A 23391-nucleotide genomic window follows, 5' to 3' on the forward strand; every position below is an offset into this window, starting at 1 on the left:
AATAACTTTTAGATACATAATTATATGTACTTTTGCGTAAACTTATAATACAGCGTAGGTGGCAACACCTTATATTTATATAAAAAGGAATTTTTAACCTTTAAATAATAATACACAGAATTGTACTATGGACAAGAAAACTGTAGTGACCGGTGTAATCGGTGCTGACGTGCATGCCGTCGGTAACAAAATCTTGTGCTATGCTTTGGAGCAGGCAGGATTTAACGTTGTTAATCTCGGTGTAATGGTGGCTCAGGAAGAGTATATCGCCGCAGCGCTCGAGACAAATGCAGACGCAATCCTCGTGTCATCAATGTATGGTCACGGAGAGATTGACTGTAACGGACTGCGTGAAAAATGTGAAGAGGCCGGTCTGAAAGATATACCCATTCTGGCAGGAGGTAATCTCGTTGTCGGAAAACAGAATTTCGAAGACGTGGAAAAGCGTTTCATGGCAATGGGATTCACGAAAGTTTATCCTCCCGGAACTCCTTGTGAGACAACAATAGCAGACTTAGAAGAGATATTATCAAAGTCATGAACTACCTGACAGTTGACTTCGGCAGCACATACACGAAGGTCACGGCCATCGACTCGGTGTCGTGCAAGGTGGTGGGAACGGCTGCAGCCTTCACCACCATTGAGACCGACGTGATGGAAGGACTGCGCAATGCACTACAGAAGTTGGAAACTGAAATCAGAGAGTTCAAATATGACAAACTCCTTTGCTGCAGCAGTGCTGCCGGCGGACTGAAGATGGTGGCACTGGGACTTGTTCCCGAACTTACCGCAAAGGCTGCGAAGATGGCGGCATCGAGTGCCGGAGCAAAGGTGGTAAAGACATACGCATTCGAAATATCACAGGCCGAGCAACAGGAAATATACGACATCAACCCCGACCTTGTGCTGCTATGCGGAGGTACCGACGGCGGCAACAAGGAGGTGATACTTGCCAATGCCAAACGTTTGTGCGACATAAAGCGCAATTTCGCTATCATTGCGGCCGGCAACAAGAGTGCATCGTATGAACTGGAAGAGATTTTCAAGAGTTCGGGAAGGGAATGCGTGATAACGGAGAACGTGATGCCGCAGTTCAACAAGATTAACATCTTGCCTGCAAAACAGAAAATAAAAGAACTCTTCATCAGCAGAATAATAGATGCCAAAGGACTGTCGAAGGTACAGAAGATGTGCGAAAACCAAATCGTACCGACACCATTGGCCGTACTGACAGGCTGCGAACTGCTCAGCAAGGGTCACGGCGTGGATCCCGGAATAGGCGACCTGATGGCTGTTGACCTTGGCGGTGCCACGACAGACGTTTATTCAATGGCAGACGGTGCACCGACTATAGAAAACGTTCTGGTGAAAGGCTTGCCCGAACCATACAGCAAACGATCGGTGGAAGGCGACCTCGGAATGAGATATAGCCTGACTTCACTGGCCGATGAACTCAATATGGAGGTCTTCGCACAGGAAATCGGTGTGCAACAGGAGAAGATAGAAGCGTGGATTGAGAGGTGCTCAGCCCACCCCGCCACACTTCCGACGTGCGAGGAAGAGGCGAAAATCGAGCAGGGACTGGCACGGAATGCGGTGAGAATGGCGGTGGAACGCCACTGCGGATATTTCGAACAAGCATACACTCCACTCGGACAGATTTTCACACTGACAGGAAAAGACCTCACACAGGTGCCATACATAGTAGGTATAGGCGGTTCGATAATAAACAGCGACAACCCGGAGAACATACTTAGGGGGGCTGAGAGCACAACAGCGGCAACCGCCATGTATGCAAAACCCAAGAATCCCAAGTACATGCTCGACAAGAAATACATCTTCGCATCGATGGGACTGCTAAGCACCGTGGAGCCGAAACTGGCATTAAAGATATTGAAAGAAGAAATAAAACTTATATAATTAATAAATTCCTCAGAACAACCTATGGAATTAAAAAACCAGAAAATTTCAGAAGACCAGTTCTTTGCCGAAAGAAAAGAAGTGCTGGCACAATGGGAAACAGGTAAGGGAGTAGATTTCGAAGAGGCTGTGGCTTATCAGAAGAGCATAGCACCCGAGAAACGTTTCTCTGCAAAACTGGCTAAAGCCGTAGAAGAAAAGACTACGCTGATACAGCCTCGTGCAGGTGTTGCGCTCTATGAAGAGCACACGAAACTGCTGAAATTTCTTGAAGAAGAGGGCGAGGCCGACCTTCTGCCATCAACGGTGGACAGTTACACCCGTCTGAATCGCTACCACGAAGCAGAGACAGGAATACAGAAAAGCCGCGAAACGGGCAGGTCGATGCTCAATGGTTTCCCCATCGTGAACTACGGTGTGGACATTTGCCGCAGAGTAACTTCGGCACTGAAAAGTCCTGTTCAGGTGCGTCACGGAACCCCCGACGCTCGTCTGCTGACCGAGATTTCAATCGCCGGTGGCTTCACCTCGTATGAAGGCGGTGGCATATCATATAATGTACCATATTCCAAGAATCACCCAATAGACAAAGTTATTGCCCACTGGCAGTACACCGACCGTCTCGTGGGTATGTATGAAGAGGCCGGAGTGTCGATAAACAGAGAGCCGTTCGGCCCGCTCACCGGTACACTTATTCCTCCATGTATCTCTAATGTCGTTGCCGTAATCGAGGCATTGCTCGCTGCCACACAGGGAGTGAAAGACCTCACGGTGGGTTACGGACAGTGCGGAAACCTCATGCAGGACGTTGCCGCCATTCGCGCCCTCGACATAATGACACGCAAATACTTAGACCGTTTCGGCTTCACAGATGCCCGCATCACTACCGTATTCCACCAGTGGATGGGAGGTTTCCCACAGGACGAGGCAAAATCGTTCGGAGTTATCTCATGGGGTGCTGCCGCTGCTGCACTGGCAAAGGCCACAAAGGTTATCGTGAAAACGCCACACGAGGCAATGGGTGTTCCGACAAAGGAGGCCAATGCTGCCGGACTGCGTGCAACGAAGCAGGTTATCAGCATGCTTAAAGACCAGAATTTCCGCGAAATTCCTGCTGTTGTAGAAGAAAGCGAGATAATCATGGCCGAGATGAAATGTATCCTCGACAAGGTAGAAGAACTGGGTAAGGGCGACTATGCCGTAGGTACTGTGGCAGCATTCGAGGCCGGCGTAATCGACGTTCCATTCGCTCCGAGCAAGTTCAATGCAGGCAAAGTGATGCCGGCACGCGACAACTTGGGTGCTGTGAGAATACTCGACCTCGGTCACATGCCGTTCACTCAAGATCTTATAGATTTCCACCGGAGCAAGTTGGAAGAGCGCGCCAAGTTCGAAAACCGTCCCGTTAGTTTCCAGATGGTGATAGATGATGTCTATGCCATTGGCAAAGGAAACCTTGTTGGAAGACCAAAAGCCGCAGACGAATAACACAAGACGGGCTTGGATTTTAAGAATATAGTGAAAAAAACAAAGAATATAGTGGATTAAAGAATAGTAAACCCTTAAATATCTGAATATGAAAATTCAAAAAGTAGTGTGCGCACCGGGAAAAACCGGTTTCTTCTTCGACGACCAAAAGGCCATCAAGTCAGGCGCAAAGAACGACGGTGCTTTCTATGAAGGCACACCTGTAACTCCCGGTTTCACGGCAGTAAGACAGGCGGGTGAGTCAATTTGTGTGATGTTCGTATTAGAGAATGGAGCCATTGCATACGGCGACTGCGCCGCAGTGCAGTACTCCGGTGCAGGCGGTCGCGACCCTCTGTTCCTCGCTGCCGACTTCATTCCGGTTATCGAAAAGGAGATTGCTCCTCTCTATGAAGGTAAGGAAATCACCTCTTTCCGCGAAATGGCAGACATCGTTGATAAGAGTATCAGTCCCTCAACAGGCAAGATATATCACACGGCTATCCGCTATGGCGTTACACAGGCATGTCTCGACGCTGTTGCAAAAAGCAATTCAAAACTCATGGCACAGGTAATAGCCGAAGAGTATGGCACCGAAATTTCAAAGACCATCATACCGATATTCTCACAGTCGGGAGACGACCGCTACATGAATGCCGACAAGATGATAATGAAAGCGGCAGACGTGTTGCCACACGCTCTCTTCAATCACGTGGAGACAAAGGTAGGTCTGAAAGGCGAAAAGATTAAGGAGTATGTAGAATGGCTGCGCAACCGCATCATCAAACTGCGTCCATGCGAGTGCTACAACCCGACAATCCACATTGACGTATATGGCACATTGGGCATCGTTTTCAACAATGATTTCGAGGCTATCGCAAAATATATAGGTGAGGTTGCAGAGATAGCAAAACCGTTCCACCTGAGAGTTGAAGGCCCTGTTGATATGGGCGAGAAGAAGGCTCAGATAGAAGCACTTGCCGCAATACGCGCTGCAATGGACCGCGATGGCATCGATGCAGAAATCGTTGCCGACGAATGGTGCAACACATTGGAAGACATCAAGGACTTCACCGCAAGCAAGGCCAGCCACATGGCACAGATAAAGACTCCTGACCTCGGAGGTATAAACAACACTATCGAGGCTGTTATCTACTGCAAACAGAACAACATGGGTGCTTATCTCGGCGGTACATGCAACGAGACCAACCGCTCGGCAGAGGTATGCGCACACATCGCAATGGCCACATCGCCTGTTCAGTATCTGGCAAAACCGGGTATGGGCGTTGATGAGGGTTACATGATAGTGTTCAACGAGATGAGCCGCATACTCGCATTGACAAAATAACATGGCTCAGTGACAAATTGAGCGAATGGTAAAACCAAACAATATTAAAGCACAAGAAGAAATGGAAGAGATGAGAATACTCTCCCCCACCGCGATACTCGGATACGGATTTCCTTTGGAGTCGTTCGTGGAGGGAATGAAACGCAAGCCGCACGTGATAGCCGTTGATGCCGGCTCGTCAGACCCGGGACCTTATTATCTCGGCGCAGGAATATCATTCACCGACCGCAACTCAGTGAAGAGAGACCTCGAAATAATGATACCCGCAGGCATCGAGGCAAAGATTCCCGTGATAGTGGGAACGGCAGGCGGAAGTGGTGCGAGACCACACGTTGAGTTCGTGCTCGACATTGTGCGTGAGATTGCTGCCGAGAAGAAACTTTCTTTCAAAATGGCTGTAATTCAGTCGGAGTTCGAAAAGGATTTCATTAAGGAAAACCTGCGCAACGGAAAGGTTACTCCGCTTGCTCCGGCAAAGCCTATCACAGAGAAGGATGTTGACGAAGCGGTTCACATAGTGGCTCAGATTGGCGAACAACCTTATATCAATGCTCTCGAAGAAGGTGCCGACGTGATTATCGCCGGACGTTCTTACGACCCTTCGGTATTTGCCGCACTCGCCATAAAAGAGGGCTTCGACAAAGGTCTTGCCATACACTTGGGTAAGATATTGGAATGTGCTGCGATATGCGCTCTGCCCGGAAGCGGCAGCGATTGCATGTTCGGCTACCTCCATAAGGACGACTTCGTGCTCGAACCATTGTCTCCACTGCGCAAGTGTACCACACTGTCAATCGCAGCACACACTCTCTACGAGAAGACAAACCCATACATCTTGCCAGGCCCGGGAGGTGCAATCAACCTGCACGAGTCAAAATTCGAGCAGATTGACGACAACAAAGTGCGCGTATCAGGCAGCAAGTTCGTACCAACGGAACAGTATTTCGTGAAACTTGAAGGCGTGCGTCGTGTAGGCTATCGCACCATGTCTCCCGCTGCAGTCAAGGATCCTGTGATGATTTCCAAGATTGACAGTATCGTGAAGAGCGTGAGGGAACGCGTTGAGAACAACTTCGAGAAATATGGCATTACCGACTTCTTCCTCGACTTCAAGATATACGGAAAGAAAGGTGTAATGGCTATGTTTGAAGGCTCTGAGGAATCACACTCTGACGAGTTGCTCATAATCATCGAAGCCGTTGCCGACACTCAGGAAACTGCCAACACCATTTGCAGTTTCGCACGCAGCACGATGCTCCACTTCGGTTACGAGGGACGCATCTCCACTGCCGGCAATCTGGCATTCCCGTTCTCACCGTCCGACTGTAAGATGGGCGAGGTGTTCGAGTTCAATATCTACCACTTATTACAGGTGGACGACCCCGTAAGCCTCTTCCCGATATGCTACGAGACATTCAATAACGGAGTAAGCAACTGTTAAAAGCAACGATTATGCAGAAATATAATTTGATAGACGTGGCATCCGTCATAAGGAGTAAGAACTCGGGACCATACGAACTGACATTCGATGTCATTTTCAAGGATTTCGACATTTACGGGAAAGTGAAGGCTGCTCAAATCTTCAATAACAAGATGTTCGCCGACTTATACAAAATAAAAGAGGAAGACATCATCAACATCGTACACTTCGACCCTGCAAAGGCAATCAAGATTACGATAGTACGTCCTATCCCATCAGGAGCCCTTGGTGAGACAGACGTGTATGGCGCACAGCAACATGTGCCCCTCATGAAGAGTTCGTTTGAACTTTAATACTTTCAAAGCCTTTCCTCGGTCTTTATGCTTTTGCCTTGTTAGCATTGCCGGAGGGAAGGCTTTTTTCGCTCCATCATTACTTGAGATTAACGGCTTATGATAAACCCTCTTCAGAAATATCTCATCGTATCGCAGTACTATGCGCCACGCGGAAAGGAACGTCTCATATTCCTCGGCGAACACATATCACAACGCCATTTGCAGTTTTCAGACAGGCTCATAGGCATAGTGGGTGATGCCGGTTCGGGCAAATCGTCGCTCATAAAGGGAATGTTCCCGGGACTCGAATTGTCAAATGATGACGACATAATCAACCCACGAAAGATAATGCTGGCACGAGACACCATCGCGCTCAACGAGGTTCGCGAAGCCGCATCTTTTCATCTCGACATACGTTTCATGCAGGGATTCTTGCAGATGTACGAGATAGCACAGTTCATAAGAACACTGCTCGACCACAAGAAGAGGGTGATCATAGAGCATTTCAACCTCATACACCAAACCCTCGGCATCAATGCCGACATCATCATAGGCATCGGAGAGGAAATAATCGTTACGCGACCAAGCGTTTTCGGACCACTGCCGGAAAGCATTTACGAGATTGTGCATAAATCACTAAAGTACAGGAAAATGGCTCATTCGGCAGAGGAAATAACACGACTCGTGCTGCAAGAGGATTTCAACATCATGCACGACCAATATTATTTCTCTGATGTGCGCAACGGTTTCGTGATGAAGTTCTACAAGAAAAATGACATCGACATCGAATTGCTTGAGTCAAAAGTGAAAAATATCATCGAACAGTCACTGCCCATTGCATATTATGACGAAGACCACATAAAGATAGGAGAGAATATCGTAGATTGTGACGGACCGCGCCTACAGGTGAAGAACACGTCAGAAATAAAGAATTTCTCATTGGTAAAGGAACTCATCCACGACCCCGAAACCAATACCTATTGTCTCATAGGTCTGGTGGATAAGAACACCGAAAACATTATGAACAGGAATACTCAGTATTTCCTTACAAGAGAAGATTAGCACACGCAGGCCGCGGGCGGCAGGCATTGGCTATCACTTTAAACAAAAACAGAATGAGAGAAATAAGAGCAACAGAGATAACACAACTCGTAGAGAAACTCTGCATAGAGGCTTGCTACGTGTTGTCTGACGATATTTACTGCGGACTGAAAAACCGTTCGGCAGTAGAAAAATCGCCATTGGGGAAACAGATAATCGACACTATCGTACAGAATGCAGACATAGCACGCAACGAGCGGTGCCCTATCTGTCAGGATACGGGCATGACGGTTGTCTTCGTAGAAATGGGACAGGATGTCCATGTGACCGAAGGCTTCATCGAAGATGCCATAAATCAAGGCGTAAGACAGGGTTATACAAAGGGCTATCTGCGCAAATCGGTGGTAAAAGACCCTATCGACCGCGTGAACACAAACGATAACACACCGGCCATAATACACTACGAGATTGTAGAGGGCGACTGCTTCCGCATCGTAGTTTCGCCCAAAGGATTCGGCAGCGAGAACAAGAGCGGACTGAAGATGCTCACCCCAAGTGCCGGTATTCCGGGCATAAAGAAATTCATTATCGACACCGTTGCCACAGCCGGGGGCAATCCTTGCCCACCAATAATAGTGGGAGTGGGCATCGGTGGAACAATGGAACGTGCGGCTTATCTCAGCAAGAAGGCTTTGTTGCGCCCCGTAGGAAGTCACAGCAAGAACGAGACTGTGGCACAATTAGAGACCGAACTGCTCGAAGAAATCAACCGACTGGGAATCGGTCCTTGCGGATTCGGCGGCACGACAACAGCATTGACCGTCAACATACTCACCAATGCTACCCACATCGCGGGACTACCCGTGTCTGTGAACATCGGTTGCCACGCCACGAGACATGCCGAGGGCGAACTTTAACAGATACAACATTGTGAGTTAAGGGCGCGGGGAGAAAAGAAGTTAAGATAAAAAAATGTGTGAAAGTTTTAAATCGTAAGGTTTATGTCTAAACTTCCAAACTCCCCAACTCCTAAACTCTCAATAACAAAATAAAACAGAACAAGAGATGGAAGAGAAAAGAATAATGCAAGCCCCTTTCACTGACGAGAAGATCAAATCGCTGAAAGCAGGCGACATGCTATATATTTCAGGCACGATATACACGGCACGCGATGCTGCACATAAACGCCTGTGCGAGATGTTGGAAGCCGGCGAACCAATGCCGTTCGACTTTGAAGGACAGGTGGTTTACTATGCCGGACCATGCCCGGCAAAGCCCGGACAGCCCATAGGTTCTGTCGGACCTACCACCGGTGGGCGCATGGATGCCTACTCACCGACACTCATCGGCAAAGGTCTTAGGGTAATGATTGGCAAGGGTTCCAGAAGCAACGAGGTAATAGAGGCTTTGAAAGAGCACACCGGTGTATATTTCGCTGCTATCGGAGGAGCCGCCGCATTAATGGCAAAATGCGTGAAGCATGCCGAAGTAATAGCCTTCGACGAACTCGGCACCGAGGCAATACGCCGCCTTACAGTAGAAGAACTGCCCGTTATTGTGGCAATAGACTGCGAGGGGAACGACATGTATAAAATGGGTGTAAGCCGATACATGCAACAATAATCCTATAATATCTGCAAGTGTTCAAAATCAATATCCATCGTATATTGGTTTTGAACACTTGTTTTTTTGTTTATTTCCGCTCCTTGTTTTCATTATCCCAAATCTGTCATCAGAATACAAAAGTAGGCATTTTCACAATAATATATTCCATATCTCATATCCATATATTAAAAACTTTTCGGTATAACTTGTTGGTTTTCCATTATTTTTATTAACTTTGCACCTGCTAATATTAACCTAACCTTATTTATGGCATATACACGTATCACGGCAGCAGAAGCCGCTGCCCTTATCAAAAATGACGATAACATCGGCATGAGCGGATTCACGCCGGCAGGCACCGCAAAGGCAGTAACAAGAGAGTTGGCAAAGAAAGCCGAGGCAGAACATACCGCAGGCAGACCATTCCAGGTAGGAATCTTCACCGGCGCATCAACAGGACAGAGCACTGACGGAGTAATGTCAATTGCTCAAGCCATCAAATACCGCGCTCCATACACCACAAACGGCGATTTCCGCAAGAGCGTAAATGCCGGTGAGATTGCATACAACGACCTCCACCTCTCTCACATGGCACAGGAACTGCGATACGGTTTCTATGGAGACATCGACTGGGCTATAATCGAAGTTTGTGATATAGAAGAGGTTGGCGACAAGATTCGCTGCTACCTCACTGCAGCCGGAGGTATCTCACCTACAGTGGTACGCCTTGCAAAGAAGGGTGTAATACTCGAACTGAACAGTTTCCACAACCCTAACGCCAAGTTTATACATGACGTTTACGAACCGCTGGATCCACCTTACCGCAAGCCTATTCCAATAGAAAACGTAGGCGACCGCATAGGAACACCATACATAGAGTTCGACGCAAGCCGACTGACCGGTGTCGTTGAATGCAACCTTCCTGACGAAGCAAGAGCGTTCAAGGATAGCGACCCTATCACCGACCAAATCGGAAACAACGTTGCCGAATTCCTTATCGCCGACATGAACCGCGGCATTATCCCACCCACCTTCCTGCCATTACAGAGCGGTGTGGGTTCTACGGCCAACGCCATTCTCGGTGCACTGGCACAGAACAAGCAAGTGCCCGATTTCAATGTATATACCGAGGTTATTCAAGACTCTGTAGTAGATATGCTCCTCACCGGACGAGTGAAAGATGCTTCGGCATGTTCGCTCACCGTATCAAACGAGTGTCTGATGCAGATTTACGATAATATGGATTACTGCCGCAAGCACCTGACACTGCGTCAGAGCGAGATTTCAAACTCTCCGGAGGTGATTCGCCGACTCGGAGTGATTGCCATTAACACAGCAATAGAGGTCGATCTCTACGGCAACGCCAACTCAACGCACATCAGCGGAACAAAGATGATGAACGGTATTGGAGGTTCGGGCGACTTCGAGCGCAATGCTTTCCTAAGCATATTCACATGTCCGTCAACGGCAAAGAACGGTATGATTTCTTCTATCGTGCCTTTCTGCTCTCACCTCGACCACACCGAGCACGACGTGAACATAATTGCAACAGAACAGGGTGTGGCCGACCTGCGCGGCAAGAGTCCTTACGAACGCGCACAGGCTATCATCGAAAACTGTGCTCACCCTGACTATAAGCAACTGCTTTGGGACTACCTGAAGATTGCAAAGATGGGACAGACTCGCCACAACCTGCCGGCAGCATTCGCAATGCACGACACACTGGCACGCAAAGGCGATATGCACCTCACCGACTATGCAGAATACGTGAAGTAATAAGTCATAATCGCTTCACGCATTAGAATAAAAACAAACACGGATTTTTCAGTCATATAGATTGAGAAATCCGTGTTTGTTATTATTATAGGGTCTTAAACCCAATGTTCCTACTGTGTCAAATAGAAATAATAGAATATATTGCCGGCAGTGACGAGAATTTCAAACTCCCGTTCGTTTCCGTCTGAAGCCGGAAAATGCACTGTCATGACATCTCCATTAATATAAACCTGAATAGTCTTATCGGTGAATGAGAACCTGTCGTCTGAAATATCGTGGTGCACAATACTGCTTCCATCTTTTGTTATTGCCACATGAGAAAGCCAGAATTTTTTGTAATTCTTACATTTGAAAGTGCAAGTACCACCCTCTTTTGGTATCTGTACATATTTCCGCCCTTTCTTGGATATACTCCCGTAAGTAACCTTCTGCCACTCCATCTTATCCCACCTTTCCTCAAACTCGTCCTTACCATTGCAAGACACTGTCAACAAAGCCAATACAAGCAGCAAAAACTTTGAAATCTTTAGCATAAAAAATAATCTTAAATTTATATAAGTTCATAAATCGGGAATCATTCCCACATTTCAATATCAAAAATCAAACATCTTCTACACGTCGCTTATACTGCTTTGGAGTAATGCCGTGGAGTTTCTTGAAAGCATGATAGAAACCGGAATAATGCTCAAAACTGCAACGGTCGGAGATTTCCTCAAGACTCATTTCCGGTTTCGTGTCGAGCAGTATTTTCGCTTTCTTCATCTTTATTTGCAGAATATATGCTGCCGGCGTTTCTCCTGTCAGAGCCTGTATCTTACGGTGAAGTTGTCGCGAACTCATGCAGAGTTTCTCGGCAAGGGTATTCACATCAGCCTGCCGTTTGTCCATAAGCAGATAAACCACATCCACCATCTTGGCGAGGAAACGGCGGTCGGCATCACACAGTTCCACCTCCGACTCCTTGCCCTCACTGAGCAACTGTGAGAATTTCTCGCGCAAATGTTGTCGCTGTTCCAAAAGTTTCTCCACTCGAACACGCAGTTCCGTATCGTTAAAAGGTTTGCAGAGATATGCATCGGCACCTGCTTCCAATCCTTCAATACGCTCGGCCTCGCTCACTTTTGCCGTGATAACGATTATCGGCACATGACTGATTATCTCGTCATTGCGCACCTGTCGGCACACCTCCAGTCCGTTCATTTCCGGCATCATAAGGTCGGTGATGATGAGGTCAGGCATCACATCGCGCGCCTTCTCTATTCCCTCTCGGCCGTTAAAGGCATAGCATATATCATACATCGTCGATAACCTGCTTCCGATATACCGTGCCACGTCACGGTTATCCTCGATAATGAGAATGCGCGTGCTGTCATCGTTTGAGCACATGGTATCCTCCGGTTTCACGCCATCGTCTCCCACCTCCGGCACAACATTGACAGAGTCCGGCTTTTCGAGCATCGTCCACTTTCCGTCACCATGCTTAATTGGTACGTCAATGATGAATTTTGTGCCACGCCCTACAGTACTTTCCACTCTTATCTCTCCTTTCACCGAACTCACTATCTGTTTTACAAGAGCCAGTCCGACACCTGTTCCGAGAAGTCTGCTCTCTCCCTCCTCCTGATAGAATGGTTTGAAGATATGCTCAAGACTTTCCGGTTTTATCCCCACACCATTGTCCGAAACACTGATTCTTACCTGCTCGGCATCTGCTTTCTCCACACGAACGCTCACTTTGCCACCTTCCGGTGTGAATTTCATTGAGTTTGCGAGCAGATTGTTCAGCGCCTTGTTCACGAAGTCGGGCACAAAGTCCATCTCCACACTTCTGTCAGAGAAGAATTGCAGATTGATGTTTTTCCTGCTCGCATGCTCTCTATGAGCATCCACAATCATTGAGATATACAATGCGATGTCGCCATGCCGCCAATCAGGTTCTCCCACGGCCGACTTCACTTTGGATATGTCGAGCAGTTGGTTGATGAGCGTCAGCAGACTGTTGCCCTGCCGCTCCATAACGAGTCCCATCTCACGCGTTTTTTCGGGCAGTGACTCATTGTTTCCTATATCGTGACTCATTCCGAGAATCAGCGTGAGAGGAGTGCGGAATTCGTGTGTAATGTTCGTGAAGAATGTCTCACGCAGTTCGCTGAGTTGCTTCAGCATGCGATGATTGCGTGCACGTGTTCGCAGAATATAGAACATCATTGCAAGCACACCTGCCAGCAAGATGAGTATCACCGAGAATACGGCAATACTGACGCGGCGCGTGGTACGTTCAGACTCATACCGTTGTCTGGCATCACTCATCTCTATCGCCTGCCGATTGCGCTCTATTCCGAGGCTGATATTCTGTATCTGGTTCAGTTTTTTTATGTCCACAAGACTGTCTTGTATCTCGGAAGCAGTGACATAGTTGTCCAAAGCCCTGCGCCAGTCGCCCTGATGCTTGTATATGAGATAATATTGCTGTCGTATTTCGGCAAGATGCTCTTTCGACTTTATGCGCCGAGCCACCTCCTCGGCTTTCTCCAACCTACCAATGGCTTCCGCATAATCCCCCATTTCGATGTAGATATGAGCCAAGGCGAGCAGCGAACCAAGTGAATGCCACTCGTCTTTCGAAGCCTGCATAAGCAGAAAAGCCTTGTTGTATTCCTCGATGGCCTTATCGTATTTCTTCTCTTTCTCGTAGAGCGAACCGAAATATGTATGGCAGAGCGACACACCGAGCACGCTATGGGCTTCCTCGTTGCACGCCATAGAGCGTCTATAGTAGAACCATGCCGAGTCAATATTGTTCTTTTGCTTGAATATACTGCCAATGTTTGCATAGTTTATCGCCATTCCCAAGGAACTGCCCAACTGCTGCTCGCCGGCCAATGCAAGCCTTAACACACTGTCGGCACGTTCGTAGTTACCGGTTGCCATATAGATATTTCCGAGTCCGTTCAGCGATACCATCCTGTTTTTCTTACCTATTACGGTATTGTCGGCAGCCTCCTCATTCAGTCTCAGTGCCCTGTAATGATAACTCGTAGCCACGTCATAAATGCCCAGTCGCCTGTAATTGGTACCGATATTGTTCAGAGCCTGCACCGTCTCGAGTGTGTCCTTTGCTATTTCTGCCAGCCTCAGTCCCTCACTGTGACTCTTCAGAGCATCATCGAAACGGCTTTCATTGCGTTGCCGCTTGCCGAGTTCTCTCAATACCGTGATGCTTCCGAGTTGGTTTCCCTCACTGTCGAAGTGTCGGCGCATCTCGTTAAGCGAGTCTTCTGTTGGAATTGCCTTTACTATACTGTCTGTTGTACGACGTTCCTCAGGCGTGGCATAATGTATGGAATCGTTACACGAAGAGAGCAACATGGCTGCAACAATCGAGAATAATAATGCCATTCTCTTCCCCTTGCCACAATATCCATTCCATATACATTTTATATATATAATGAAACTACATGGTATTTCGGTTGTCATAAAGTTATTATTATATTTCAATGAAAACGGCACAAAGATACTAATTTCACTGAGTATAAACAAGAAAAAAAACGTTTTTTTAGAGTAAAAAACAATCCGAACTACTTTTTATTTTCTAAAAAAATGAGAAAGAACACCGAAAAAAAATAAAATTCAGACAAGAAAAAACACTTCTTAAAATATGTAAAAACGCCACCTATTATTCTTTGATGCTCAGATAGTTACACGGTACAAATGGCAGATTTGAGCAACTTTGACAAATAACGAATGTCTGATTTAAGCAAGTTTTTGGCAGATTTAAGCAAGTGAAAAAGGTGGTTTCATGACTAACTTTGTTGCCATAAGGAGAAAATCTGTGTAATCATGCAAAAAGAGAAGCGAAACAGAAAGCAACTTTATGCTGACGAAGAAATGCAGAAGATAATGGAAGAACGGATGCAACTGCTCGAAACCATCAAAGAAATGGTAAAAAATGAGGTTGACAAACGTATGAAAGATCTGGCTCGCAACAATAAATGGCATGATGATATAAACAGAAATTGCTTTAAATGAACCATTCACAACCAATATATATATATCTTACTATGAACATAGGGTGTCGGCACCATTTGCCGGCACCCACATCCGAAGCCTTTCCTTTATAACTTTATCTCAAATCGATCATTAGAGCCCTTGACTGATTTTATTCGATTGTTGAGCAAATGTGCTGACGTTTCATCGAAGGCGTAGCGGGCTACGGCAAGATGTAATGGCTGCGCAGATGTCGGCAAGCAAACTAAAGCAGTAGGGAAGCATGCCGGCAATAGAAAATCTAAGCAAATGCGGTCTAATGACAGATTGGGGTTTATATATAGGCTAACAAGCAACCTTTAGAGAACTTCATATTTCCAAATTGGGCGAATTTGCTCTGCAATTTGGGCGATTTTACTTTTCAATTTCGCCCAATTTGGTTTGCAATTTCGCCCAATTTGCTTTCCCAAGAGATGAGTATTGCTAACATATAACAAAGAAACCGGACTCCCGATTGCAACATCTGCAACCGACAGTCCAGTCTTTACGTTTGCTGCACGTGGCAGCAAAGGGTTATGATGAGTGATTATTTCTGCTCCTCTACCTCAGCATTCTTAATCTTGCGACCCATAACAAGGTATGCCACAGGCGAAGCAATGAAGATTGAAGAGAGAGTACCGAATATCACACCGAGTATCATCGCGAACGAGAACGAGCGTATGCTCTCACCTCCGAGGAAGAAGATACACAGCAGAACGAGTAACGTAGAAGCCGAGGTGTTCACGGTACGTGCCAACGTTTCGTTGATAGAGTTGTTGAAGTTATCCTGCATATCGCGCTTCTTATACAGTCCGAGGTTCTCACGAATACGGTCGAACACAACCACCTTGTCGTTGATAGAGTAACCGATAACGGTAAGTATGGCACCGATGAACGTCTGGTCTATCTCAAGAGAGAACGGAACGATGTTGTAAAGTGCCGAGAAGAATCCGATAACGATTATCGTATCAACTGTCAAAGCCACGATTGAGCCGATAGAGAAAGCAACGTTACGGAAACGCACAAGGATGTAAAGGAAGATAGCCAAGAGAGCAATCACGAGCGAGAATATCGCGTTGTATGTGATGTTCTTCGCGATGCTCGGACCCACCTTTGTACTGCTGATTATCGAACCACCCTCACGTATGTCCGGGTTCTTGAACGACTCAACATTTGCCTGACTTACGAAACCGCCCTTCTTGAGTGCTTCGTAGAGTATTGTCTCAGCTTTGTCATCTTCATCGGGAGAGTTGCTCTCGATGTTATAGTTGGTTGACACGCGTATTGTCTTGCCGTCGGTACCGAGTGCAATGACATTGGTATTTGCCACCTTGCCTGCCTGTTCGCCCACGGTGTTTGTGAAAGCACCTGAGAGCACCTTACGAACATCCTCAACATGGGTTGGTTTGTTCAGTGTGATAACGTAGTTGCGACCACCGGTGAAGTCGATAGAACGACTCAGACCACGAACTGCGAAACTAACCACGAAGAGCAATGCTATCACTCCGAAGATTGTGAACGACTTCTTGAAGTTAGACATGAAGTGGAAGTGAGTATTCTGAAGGAGGTTCTTTGATATGCCGGTGAAGAACTTAAGGTTCTGCCAATGTCCCTTCTCAAGACGGTTTTCATAAATAAGACGAGTAAGGAACACTGCGGTGAAGAACGAGCAGCAGATACCGATACCCAGTGTTATGGCGAAGCCGCGGATAGGACCTGTACCGATTACGCCAAGGATTATGGCAGTTATCAAAGATGTAAGGTTAGAGTCGAAGATAGCAGAGAAAGCGTTGCTGTAGCCTTCACGCACAGCCTCTTTCATTCCCTTGCCCTTGCGGAGTTCCTCCTTTATACGCTCATATATAAGCACGTTGGCATCGACTGCCATACCGAGCGTGAGCACGATACCGGCAATACCCGGCATCGATAGTGCCGATTGGAACGAAGCCATGATACCGAGCGTGAAGAAGAGGTTGATAAGCAGAGCGCAGTTTGCGAGCATACCCGGGATGAAGTTATACATCATCACCATATATATCATAAGTAGAACGAATGCCACTACGAAGGACATAAGTCCCTGCTGGATTGACTGTGCTCCGAGTGTAGGACCAACCACCTCTTCCTGCACGATGCGTGCCGGAGCCGGCATACGTCCCGACTTGAGAGTGTTGGCAAGGTCTTTGGTGTCTTCGATGGTGAACGTACCGGTAATCTGTGAATTACCACCTGAGATTTGCTCGTTGATGCGCGGTGCAGAATATACCACACCATCAAGAACGATGGCTATTTCCTTACCCACATTAGCCTTTGTGAGTTCTGCCCAGCGACGTGCGCCGTCGGTGTTCATCTGCATGCTTACGCACGGACGGCCTGTAACAGGCTGGAAGTCGTCCTTGGCATCAGTGATGACATCGCCCTCAAGCGGTGCGCGTCCGTTGCTGCCGGTAGCCTTCAGAGCGTAGAGTTCGTAGATATTCTTTGTTCCGTCGGCAGCCTTTGAACTCCACATGAGTCTCAAGTCGCCCGGAAGAATCTGCTTTGCAACCTCGCTATAAATGATTTTATTGATGTCTGCGGTGTCACGAATATTAGCATATCCAACGAGAGATAGCGAACCGCGCTGTGCTAACTGCAGCACTGCGAGCAGAGGGTTCTGCTTCTTGGCAGCAGCGAGTTCTGCGCTTGCCGTGGCATTCTTTTCTGCTTCCTGTGCGGTGTTGGCATCCTTCTTTATCTGGAACTTAGGCTGTGCCTTTGCTTCTTCCGGTTTTCCTGCCTGTGCCACCTGTTTGTTCTGCAATGTGTCAGCCTTTGCGGTAGCGGCAGTGTCAGCAGTTGTGGCTCCTGTGGCGAAACGGCGGTCGAGTTGAGAGAGCAGCGGTGTTATCTCCTCGTTGTTGTATGTCTCCCAGAATTCGAGGTTTGCCGAACCCTGAAGCAACTTTCTGATGCGTTCCGGCTCACGAACACCGGGCATTTCCACCATCAGTCGTCCCTGCTGTCCTTCGAGTTCCTGAATGTTTGGCTGTATAACTCCGAACTTGTCGATACGTGTGCGCACCACGTTGAATGAGTTTTTCACAGCATCATCGACTGCTGCACGCAGCGCATTTTCTACTTCCTTGTCAGAACTCTGTGTGGAAATTTTTCCTTTGAGTTGCTGTGTGGCGAAGATTTCAGCCAGACGATGTCCCGGCGCAGCCTTTTGGTAGGCAGCGATGAAGAGCGAGATGAAGTCGCTCTGACTTGTCTCTTCCTGCTTCTTTGCCTCTTCGAGAGCCTTGCGATAGGCTGCATCCTGCTTATGGTCGGCAAGGAGATCAACCACGTCCGGCACCGAGATTTCGAGAATTACGTTCATACCACCCTTGAGGTCGAGTCCGAGACCGATTTGCGTTTCAAGACACTCCTGATAGGTGTAACCGTCATTGATACCGAAAGGCAACTTGAGATAGCGGACAGAGTCCTTGTAGTCTTGCTGCGCAATAGGGTCTGAGATTTTGGCAGCCTGACTGTCATAATAACCGGTCGCTACTGAGAAAGACAAGTAGAATACGCTTGCCAAGGTCAGCAGAATGGCTACTGTAATTACAATTCCTTTGTTTTGCATTTTTATTATTTTACTTTTGATGTTATAATTTCTCGGTTATAATAGGGTGCAAAGATAATTATTTTTTCACATTTGGAAAAATTTCAGACTGATTATTATTCATTTTTTATCGCTTAGTGTCTTTTTTCAACCAACAACGCAAGGGATAATGGTCTGATGCACGCAATCCGTCAACCACTTGACAGCGGTATGGTGTCCAGTCGGGCGAGCAGAAAATATGGTCGATACGGAAGTGCATGCCATTCTGCTCGAATGTGAATCCCGGGCCGGTGGCGGTGGATGAATAACAGTCGGTGAGGCGTTTTTCCATTTGTCTGTGAGAGAATGATATTGGCGTTTCGTTGAAATCGCCACACACGATGACACTCCTCCCTTTTGAGCGGATGCTGTCTATATAGTGCGTCACGGCTTTTATCTGCGGTGCCCTGTGACGTGTAACGTTGACTATCTTGCTTATCAGCAGCCGGTTTCCCGTGCTGCGCGGGTTGCGGTCGCCACTGCCGTCAATTATTTTGCCCACCTCCGAGCGTTCTTCTTTGCTAAGGCTGAAACTCTGAAAGTGGTTGGAAACCAATGTCACCGTGTCACCATCTATGAGCAGATGGAATGCCGCACTGAGGTTGCCGGCAGACTCGTATGGTATGCGTTCTTTCCCGATAATGGGAAAACGGCTCATGGTGAGGAGCAAGTTGCCGTTGTGGTCAACATATTCTATGTTTTTGTATTTGTCACAAAGCACCTTCCACTCATCCACTATTGGCGGAACCTCTTGCAAGCAAACGATGTCTGGCTTTGCCATGTCAAGAAATTGCTTTATGGTGTGCTGTGCATCGGCACTGTCTTGGGGCATAGGATATTCTAAGCGCATCACGTTCATGCTAACCAATTGGATAGCATCGTGGGGCGAATCGGAAGACAGATTGACCGGACAGAACGCACGCATCGGAAAATAGCATGCTAAGAATCCGAGCACGGGGATTATCGCTCCGCGCCACCAGAAAAACACCCAGAACAGGAGAAAGAGCCCGTTGATAAGTGCAAAAAGAGGAAAAGCCAGACCCGAACACGAAAGCAAAGGACTGGTTTCGGCATCGAAACGGTCGCTGTATCCTGTCAATATGGCAATCAGGATGGTGGAAATGTTGGCTCCGCCGATGATTCTTATCAGTAGCGACTTTACCTTTTTGAGCATCATCTGTTTCCATTGTCGAACAGTCTGCGCTTCTCTTCCGCGGTCAGACTGTCATATCCTGAGCGTTTTATCTTGTCGAGGATACGGTCTATTTCCTCATCGTTCTCTTTTTTTCTCGTGTCATGTTTCCGGTCGGGATTGTTGTCTTTCTGCGCATCCTTGCCCTTTCGCATCTCCCATTTGCGTTTCATGTTGTCGAAGAACTGCTCTCCACGACCTCCGTAATAGTCGGAGCCGGGATGTAGTTTCCAATATTTTATTATAAGCCAACCGAACAACATACCGCCGAGGTGGGCAAAATGGGCAATACCGTCCCCCCTCGTTCCGAGCGCGGAAAAGAGTTCTATCGCAACATATATCATCACGAACCACTTGGCTTTGATAGGCACCGGCAGTGGGAAAATGAATATACGCTGCTCCGGATAGAGCATTCCGAAAGCGAGCAGGATGCCATACACCGCACCCGAAGCACCCACAGTGTTCCACAGATTGAGGTATTGATCCATCGGCAACACGGCATCGCCGGTGTTCACAGTCTGGAACGAAGCCATTCCTTCGATGACATAATTGCTGTATTGCACAAGTTCCTGCACCAAGCCTGCACCTATTCCGCACACTATATAATAAAAAAGGAACTTCTTTGGCCCCCACGTATTCTCCACCACAACGCCGAACATCCACAACGCAAACATATTGAAGAAAATATGCTGGAAACCTCCGTGCATAAACATATAGGTAATGAATTGGTAGATTCTGAAATCGCCGGCCATGAAGAAATGCAGACCGAGATAGTCGCTGAGTTCTATCCCTTTCAAACCAAACACCCATGTAGCCAGAAACATGAGCACATTTATAATCAACAAGTTCTTTGTTATCGTTGGAATTGCACGCATATAATTTGTATATTTTTATTGTAAAATCACGGCAAAATTACGAAAAATATCCTTCAAATGGCACAAAAACAGGGTCTTGGAGAGTTTTTTTTATCAAATTCTTCATTTTTTTTGGTTTTTTGTTTGTTTTTTAAAAGGATTAAAGTATATTTGCGGTTGAAATCGTGAAAGCATTCAATAAAATTAATAATTTAATCAACCCTAATTATGAATAAAACAGAATTAGTAAAGAAGATTGCTGAAAACGCTGCTATCAGCCAGGTTGAAGCAAAGAAGGCTCTTGATGCAACGATAGAAGCAATCAAGGACGCATTGGCAAAAGAAGACAAAGTTGCACTCGTTGGATTCGGTACTTTCAGCGTTGTTACACGTGAAGCACATGAGGGAATTAACCCTGCTACAAAGCAGAAGATTCAGATTCCGGCAAAGAAAGTTGCTAAGTTCAAGGCCGGTGCAGAACTTGTTGACGCTTTGAAATAATTTTCCAAGAAAGTAATAAGAGAGAGGACTCTGAAAGAAGAGCCCTCTTTTTTTGTTACCATAAATATAGACTTCGGCATATCGGAAGACGTTGTCGATTACTGATAACCATTATATTATAGTGAATATCATTATAAATCTTGCGAAAAGAAAGACGCAAAGACAACAGAATATGACAGAGAATTTATGCCTATATGTCTGTTTTTGAACGGCGACAGGATAAAAACATTTCAGTTTTATTTTGCGATCTCTATGAAAAAAACTACCTTTGCACGAAATAAAAAGGAGAAAACAACATGCAAGAGACAAGACAAAACCGTATAGCAAGACTGTTGCAGAAAGAACTGAGCCTCATATTTCAAAGTCAGACTCGAATGATGCACGGCACGATGGTGAGCGTGACGAGGGTGAAAGTGAGCCCCGATCTCGGCATCTGCACGGCCTACTTGAGCATCTTCCCAAGCGAGAAAAGCGAGGAACTGCTGAAGAATATCACGGCGAACGAGAAAACAATACGCTACGAACTCGGAACACGCGTGCGCAACCAACTGCGCATCATACCCGAACTACGGTTCTTCATAGACGATTCCCTCGACTATATCGAACGTATCGACGAACTGCTTAGGGCATGAGTTTCCCATTCTACATCGCACGCCGTTACCTCTTCTCAAAGAAGAGTACGAACGCTATTAACGTCATAAGTTTCATCTCTATGGTGGGCGTTGCCGTGGCTTCGATGGCACTCATCATCACTCTTAGTGTGTTCAACGGATTCCATGACCTCGTGGCCTCGCTGTTCACGGCAATGGATCCGGAACTGGTAGTGGTGCCGAAAGAGGGAAAGAGCGTACCTGCCGACGACCCGATGCTCGACAAAATACGCAAAATGCCGGAGGTAAAGGTGGCAATGGACTGCGTGGAAGATAACGCACTCGCCGTTTATAAAGACCGACAGGCAATGGTAAAAATAAAGGGAGTGGAGAATAGTTTTGCCGAACTGACACAAATAAAAGACATCCTCTACGGTGACGGAGAATTCGAACTGCAAGCGGCAAATCTGCAATACGGCATCGTGGGAATACGACTTGCCGAGACTTTGGGGACTACAGCCCGCTGGGATGGTTTCCTGAAGGTGTTTGCTCCGAAGCGTGAGGGACAGATAGACATGGCAAACCCCACCGAGGGTTTTGTGGAAGACTCACTACTATCGCCCGGTGTGGTGTTCTATGTGAAGCAGGCTAAATATGATGCCAACTATATCATAACGCCTATTTCATTCGCACGCGAACTGTTCGACCAGTATGGCATGGTCACCGGTCTTGAACTGCGACTGAAGGATGGCAGCAATATCGGTAGTGTGAAGGATAATATCACAGAAATAGCAGGCAGCAAATATAATGTGCTCGACAGGTATGAGCAACAGGAAGACACGTTCAATATCATGAAGATAGAGAAACTGATAGCGTATATCTTCCTTACATTCATTCTCGCCGTGGCATGCTTCAACATCATCGGTTCGCTCTCAATGCTCATCATCGACAAGAAAGACGATGTGGTGACGCTGCGAAACCTCGGAGCAAGCGACCGACAGATAACGCGCATTTTCTTGCTCGAAGGGCGCATGATTGCTGCCGTAGGTGCTGTGGCGGGCATACTTCTCGGACTGTTCCTTTGCTTTCTACAACAGGTTTTCGGGATTGTGAAATTAGGAAGCAGTAGCGGTTCGTTCATTGTCGATGCCTATCCCGTCAGCGTTCACTTGACAGACATTCTGCTAGTATTCGTCACCGTCCTCGTTGTGAGTTTCCTTTCAGTGTGGTATCCGGTTCATTACTTCTCAAAAAGACTCTTGAAGTGATGGATCTATAACTGCGTATTATCTTTCAAATCACAATTATTCTTTATCGCGATCGTAGTGCGGCATATCGTCGGGGAGAACGAACGAGAACTCCACCAGTCCGCGAACTTCACCATTCTCACGCCACGGTGTCTGATAGATAAGTTTGCGTTTACCGCGTTTTGTGATTGTATAGCAGTGAGGGATGTTCTTCTCGAGCATCTCGCGTATTATGCTTTGCGACTTCTCGCTGTGGCATGGTATCATGCTCTTTCCCACCATTGTCTCGCCGGGTTTGTTAAATGTTTCGCGCGAACGCTTGTTCATAAATATTACCTTACCCTCGGTGTCGCTCACCGTCACTGCTCCCTCTATATCTTCTGCCCAAGAAAACTGTTCTATTTCTTTCATAAATGATTATATATTAAAATCCAAATTTTC

The 23391-nt window shown here is 47.0% G+C and carries 20 protein-coding genes; 14 read left to right on the forward strand and 6 right to left on the reverse strand.

The window, feature by feature from the left end:
• Window positions 1–127 precede the first annotated feature (127 nt).
• From glmS to EHV08_RS06805, 10 genes are all read left to right on the forward strand, one after another.
• On the forward strand, window positions 128–541 hold the full coding sequence (gene glmS / locus EHV08_RS06760) for a methylaspartate mutase subunit S (protein WP_126678643.1): 414 nt from the start codon (window positions 128–130) through the stop codon (window positions 539–541).
• The gene (glmL, locus tag EHV08_RS06765) at window positions 538–1920 is read left to right on the forward strand and encodes a methylaspartate mutase accessory protein GlmL (protein WP_126678644.1); all 1383 of its coding nucleotides are present in this window, start codon (window positions 538–540) and stop codon (window positions 1918–1920) included. The genes glmS and glmL overlap by 4 nt, the downstream gene beginning before the upstream one ends.
• Window positions 1921–1944: 24 nt before the next feature.
• Window positions 1945–3408 carry a methylaspartate mutase subunit E gene (locus tag EHV08_RS06770; protein WP_126678645.1) on the forward strand — a complete coding sequence of 488 codons (1464 nt, stop codon included), beginning with the start codon at window positions 1945–1947 and terminating at the stop codon, window positions 3406–3408.
• Between the two features lie 88 nt (window positions 3409–3496).
• Entirely contained in the window at window positions 3497–4735 is a 1239-nt protein-coding gene (locus EHV08_RS06775; protein ID WP_126678646.1) for a methylaspartate ammonia-lyase, read from the forward strand.
• A gap of 61 nt (window positions 4736–4796) precedes the next feature.
• Window positions 4797–6176 (forward strand): acyclic terpene utilization AtuA family protein, encoded by a 1380-nt coding sequence (locus tag EHV08_RS06780; protein ID WP_126678647.1) that lies wholly within the window; start codon window positions 4797–4799, stop codon window positions 6174–6176.
• Window positions 6177–6187: 11 nt separating this feature from the next.
• A complete protein-coding gene (locus EHV08_RS06785) occupies window positions 6188–6508 on the forward strand; it encodes a DUF4387 domain-containing protein (protein ID WP_126678648.1) in 321 nt (106 codons plus the stop codon).
• Window positions 6509–6607: 99 nt separating this feature from the next.
• A complete protein-coding gene (locus EHV08_RS06790; RefSeq protein ID WP_126678649.1) occupies window positions 6608–7552 on the forward strand; it encodes a P-loop NTPase family protein in 945 nt (314 codons plus the stop codon).
• A gap of 53 nt (window positions 7553–7605) precedes the next feature.
• On the forward strand, window positions 7606–8448 hold the full coding sequence (locus tag EHV08_RS06795) for a fumarate hydratase (RefSeq protein ID WP_126678650.1): 843 nt from the start codon (window positions 7606–7608) through the stop codon (window positions 8446–8448).
• A gap of 148 nt (window positions 8449–8596) precedes the next feature.
• Window positions 8597–9154, forward strand: a complete 558-nt coding sequence (locus tag EHV08_RS06800) for a Fe-S-containing hydro-lyase (protein WP_126678651.1) — start codon at window positions 8597–8599, stop codon at window positions 9152–9154.
• Between the two features lie 249 nt (window positions 9155–9403).
• On the forward strand, window positions 9404–10912 hold the full coding sequence (locus EHV08_RS06805; RefSeq protein ID WP_126678652.1) for a succinate CoA transferase: 1509 nt from the start codon (window positions 9404–9406) through the stop codon (window positions 10910–10912).
• Between the two features lie 110 nt (window positions 10913–11022).
• Here the strand turns inward: EHV08_RS06805 and EHV08_RS06810 are convergent, their stop codons facing one another.
• Together EHV08_RS06810 and EHV08_RS06815 are read right to left on the reverse strand one after the other, a co-directional pair.
• Entirely contained in the window at window positions 11023–11445 is a 423-nt protein-coding gene (locus EHV08_RS06810; RefSeq protein ID WP_126678653.1) for a hypothetical protein, read from the reverse strand.
• Window positions 11446–11512: 67 nt separating this feature from the next.
• Complete coding sequence (locus tag EHV08_RS06815; protein WP_238988031.1) at window positions 11513–14311, reverse strand: hybrid sensor histidine kinase/response regulator transcription factor; 2799 nt, start codon at window positions 14309–14311, stop codon at window positions 11513–11515.
• Between the two features lie 441 nt (window positions 14312–14752).
• On the opposite strand from EHV08_RS06815, the gene EHV08_RS06820 reads away from it, so the two are divergent.
• Window positions 14753–14941 (forward strand): hypothetical protein, encoded by a 189-nt coding sequence (locus EHV08_RS06820; RefSeq protein WP_126678654.1) that lies wholly within the window; start codon window positions 14753–14755, stop codon window positions 14939–14941.
• Between the two features lie 544 nt (window positions 14942–15485).
• Here the strand turns inward: EHV08_RS06820 and secDF are convergent.
• The 3 genes from secDF to EHV08_RS06835 form a co-directional block, all read right to left on the reverse strand.
• Entirely contained in the window at window positions 15486–18548 is a 3063-nt protein-coding gene (gene secDF, locus EHV08_RS06825; RefSeq protein ID WP_126678655.1) for a protein translocase subunit SecDF, read from the reverse strand.
• A gap of 106 nt (window positions 18549–18654) precedes the next feature.
• Entirely contained in the window at window positions 18655–19743 is a 1089-nt protein-coding gene (locus EHV08_RS06830) for an endonuclease/exonuclease/phosphatase family protein (RefSeq protein ID WP_126678656.1), read from the reverse strand.
• Complete coding sequence (locus tag EHV08_RS06835) at window positions 19740–20633, reverse strand: rhomboid family intramembrane serine protease (protein WP_126678657.1); 894 nt, start codon at window positions 20631–20633, stop codon at window positions 19740–19742. The genes EHV08_RS06830 and EHV08_RS06835 overlap by 4 nt, the downstream gene beginning before the upstream one ends.
• A 207-nt stretch (window positions 20634–20840) precedes the next feature.
• Here EHV08_RS06835 and EHV08_RS06840 point away from each other — a divergent pair, with 207 nt between their 5' ends.
• The 3 genes from EHV08_RS06840 (at window position 20841) to EHV08_RS06850 (ending at window position 22971) form a co-directional block, all read left to right on the forward strand.
• The gene (locus tag EHV08_RS06840) at window positions 20841–21113 is read left to right on the forward strand and encodes an HU family DNA-binding protein (protein WP_126678658.1); all 273 of its coding nucleotides are present in this window, start codon (window positions 20841–20843) and stop codon (window positions 21111–21113) included.
• A gap of 296 nt (window positions 21114–21409) precedes the next feature.
• Entirely contained in the window at window positions 21410–21745 is a 336-nt protein-coding gene (rbfA, locus tag EHV08_RS06845) for a 30S ribosome-binding factor RbfA (RefSeq protein ID WP_126678659.1), read from the forward strand.
• Window positions 21742–22971, forward strand: coding sequence for an FtsX-like permease family protein (locus tag EHV08_RS06850; protein ID WP_126678660.1), 1230 nt, complete (start codon window positions 21742–21744; stop codon window positions 22969–22971). Before rbfA ends, EHV08_RS06850 begins: the two co-directional genes overlap by 4 nt.
• 36 nt (window positions 22972–23007) lie before the next feature.
• Here EHV08_RS06850 and EHV08_RS06855 read toward each other — a convergent pair whose 3' ends face one another.
• Complete coding sequence (locus EHV08_RS06855) at window positions 23008–23361, reverse strand: PAS domain-containing protein (RefSeq protein WP_238988032.1); 354 nt, start codon at window positions 23359–23361, stop codon at window positions 23008–23010.
• Between the last annotated feature and the right edge of the window lie 30 nt (window positions 23362–23391).

This window comes from Prevotella koreensis (genome assembly GCF_003977605.1).
GTDB lineage: Bacteria > Bacteroidota > Bacteroidia > Bacteroidales > Bacteroidaceae > Prevotella > Prevotella koreensis.

Coding starts and splice junctions, on each gene's coding strand:
- EHV08_RS06790 (WP_126678649.1), top strand. CDS start 6,608: ATGATAAACCCTCTTCAGAAATATCTCATCGTATCGCAGTACTATGCG.
- EHV08_RS06795 (WP_126678650.1), top strand. CDS start 7,606: ATGAGAGAAATAAGAGCAACAGAGATAACACAACTCGTAGAGAAACTC.
- EHV08_RS06800 (WP_126678651.1), top strand. CDS start 8,597: ATGGAAGAGAAAAGAATAATGCAAGCCCCTTTCACTGACGAGAAGATC.
- EHV08_RS06820 (WP_126678654.1), top strand. CDS start 14,753: ATGCAAAAAGAGAAGCGAAACAGAAAGCAACTTTATGCTGACGAAGAA.
- EHV08_RS06855 (WP_238988032.1), bottom strand. CDS start 23,361: ATGAAAGAAATAGAACAGTTTTCTTGGGCAGAAGATATAGAGGGAGCA.
- rbfA (WP_126678659.1), top strand. CDS start 21,410: ATGCAAGAGACAAGACAAAACCGTATAGCAAGACTGTTGCAGAAAGAA.
- EHV08_RS06830 (WP_126678656.1), bottom strand. CDS start 19,743: ATGATGCTCAAAAAGGTAAAGTCGCTACTGATAAGAATCATCGGCGGA.
- EHV08_RS06840 (WP_126678658.1), top strand. CDS start 20,841: ATGAATAAAACAGAATTAGTAAAGAAGATTGCTGAAAACGCTGCTATC.
- glmL (WP_126678644.1), top strand. CDS start 538: ATGAACTACCTGACAGTTGACTTCGGCAGCACATACACGAAGGTCACG.
- EHV08_RS06775 (WP_126678646.1), top strand. CDS start 3,497: ATGAAAATTCAAAAAGTAGTGTGCGCACCGGGAAAAACCGGTTTCTTC.
- EHV08_RS06770 (WP_126678645.1), top strand. CDS start 1,945: ATGGAATTAAAAAACCAGAAAATTTCAGAAGACCAGTTCTTTGCCGAA.
- EHV08_RS06815 (WP_238988031.1), bottom strand. CDS start 14,311: ATGGCATTATTATTCTCGATTGTTGCAGCCATGTTGCTCTCTTCGTGT.
- glmS (WP_126678643.1), top strand. CDS start 128: ATGGACAAGAAAACTGTAGTGACCGGTGTAATCGGTGCTGACGTGCAT.
- EHV08_RS06810 (WP_126678653.1), bottom strand. CDS start 11,445: ATGCTAAAGATTTCAAAGTTTTTGCTGCTTGTATTGGCTTTGTTGACA.
- EHV08_RS06785 (WP_126678648.1), top strand. CDS start 6,188: ATGCAGAAATATAATTTGATAGACGTGGCATCCGTCATAAGGAGTAAG.
- secDF (WP_126678655.1), bottom strand. CDS start 18,548: ATGCAAAACAAAGGAATTGTAATTACAGTAGCCATTCTGCTGACCTTG.
- EHV08_RS06835 (WP_126678657.1), bottom strand. CDS start 20,633: ATGCGTGCAATTCCAACGATAACAAAGAACTTGTTGATTATAAATGTG.
- EHV08_RS06805 (WP_126678652.1), top strand. CDS start 9,404: ATGGCATATACACGTATCACGGCAGCAGAAGCCGCTGCCCTTATCAAA.
- EHV08_RS06850 (WP_126678660.1), top strand. CDS start 21,742: ATGAGTTTCCCATTCTACATCGCACGCCGTTACCTCTTCTCAAAGAAG.
- EHV08_RS06780 (WP_126678647.1), top strand. CDS start 4,797: ATGGAAGAGATGAGAATACTCTCCCCCACCGCGATACTCGGATACGGA.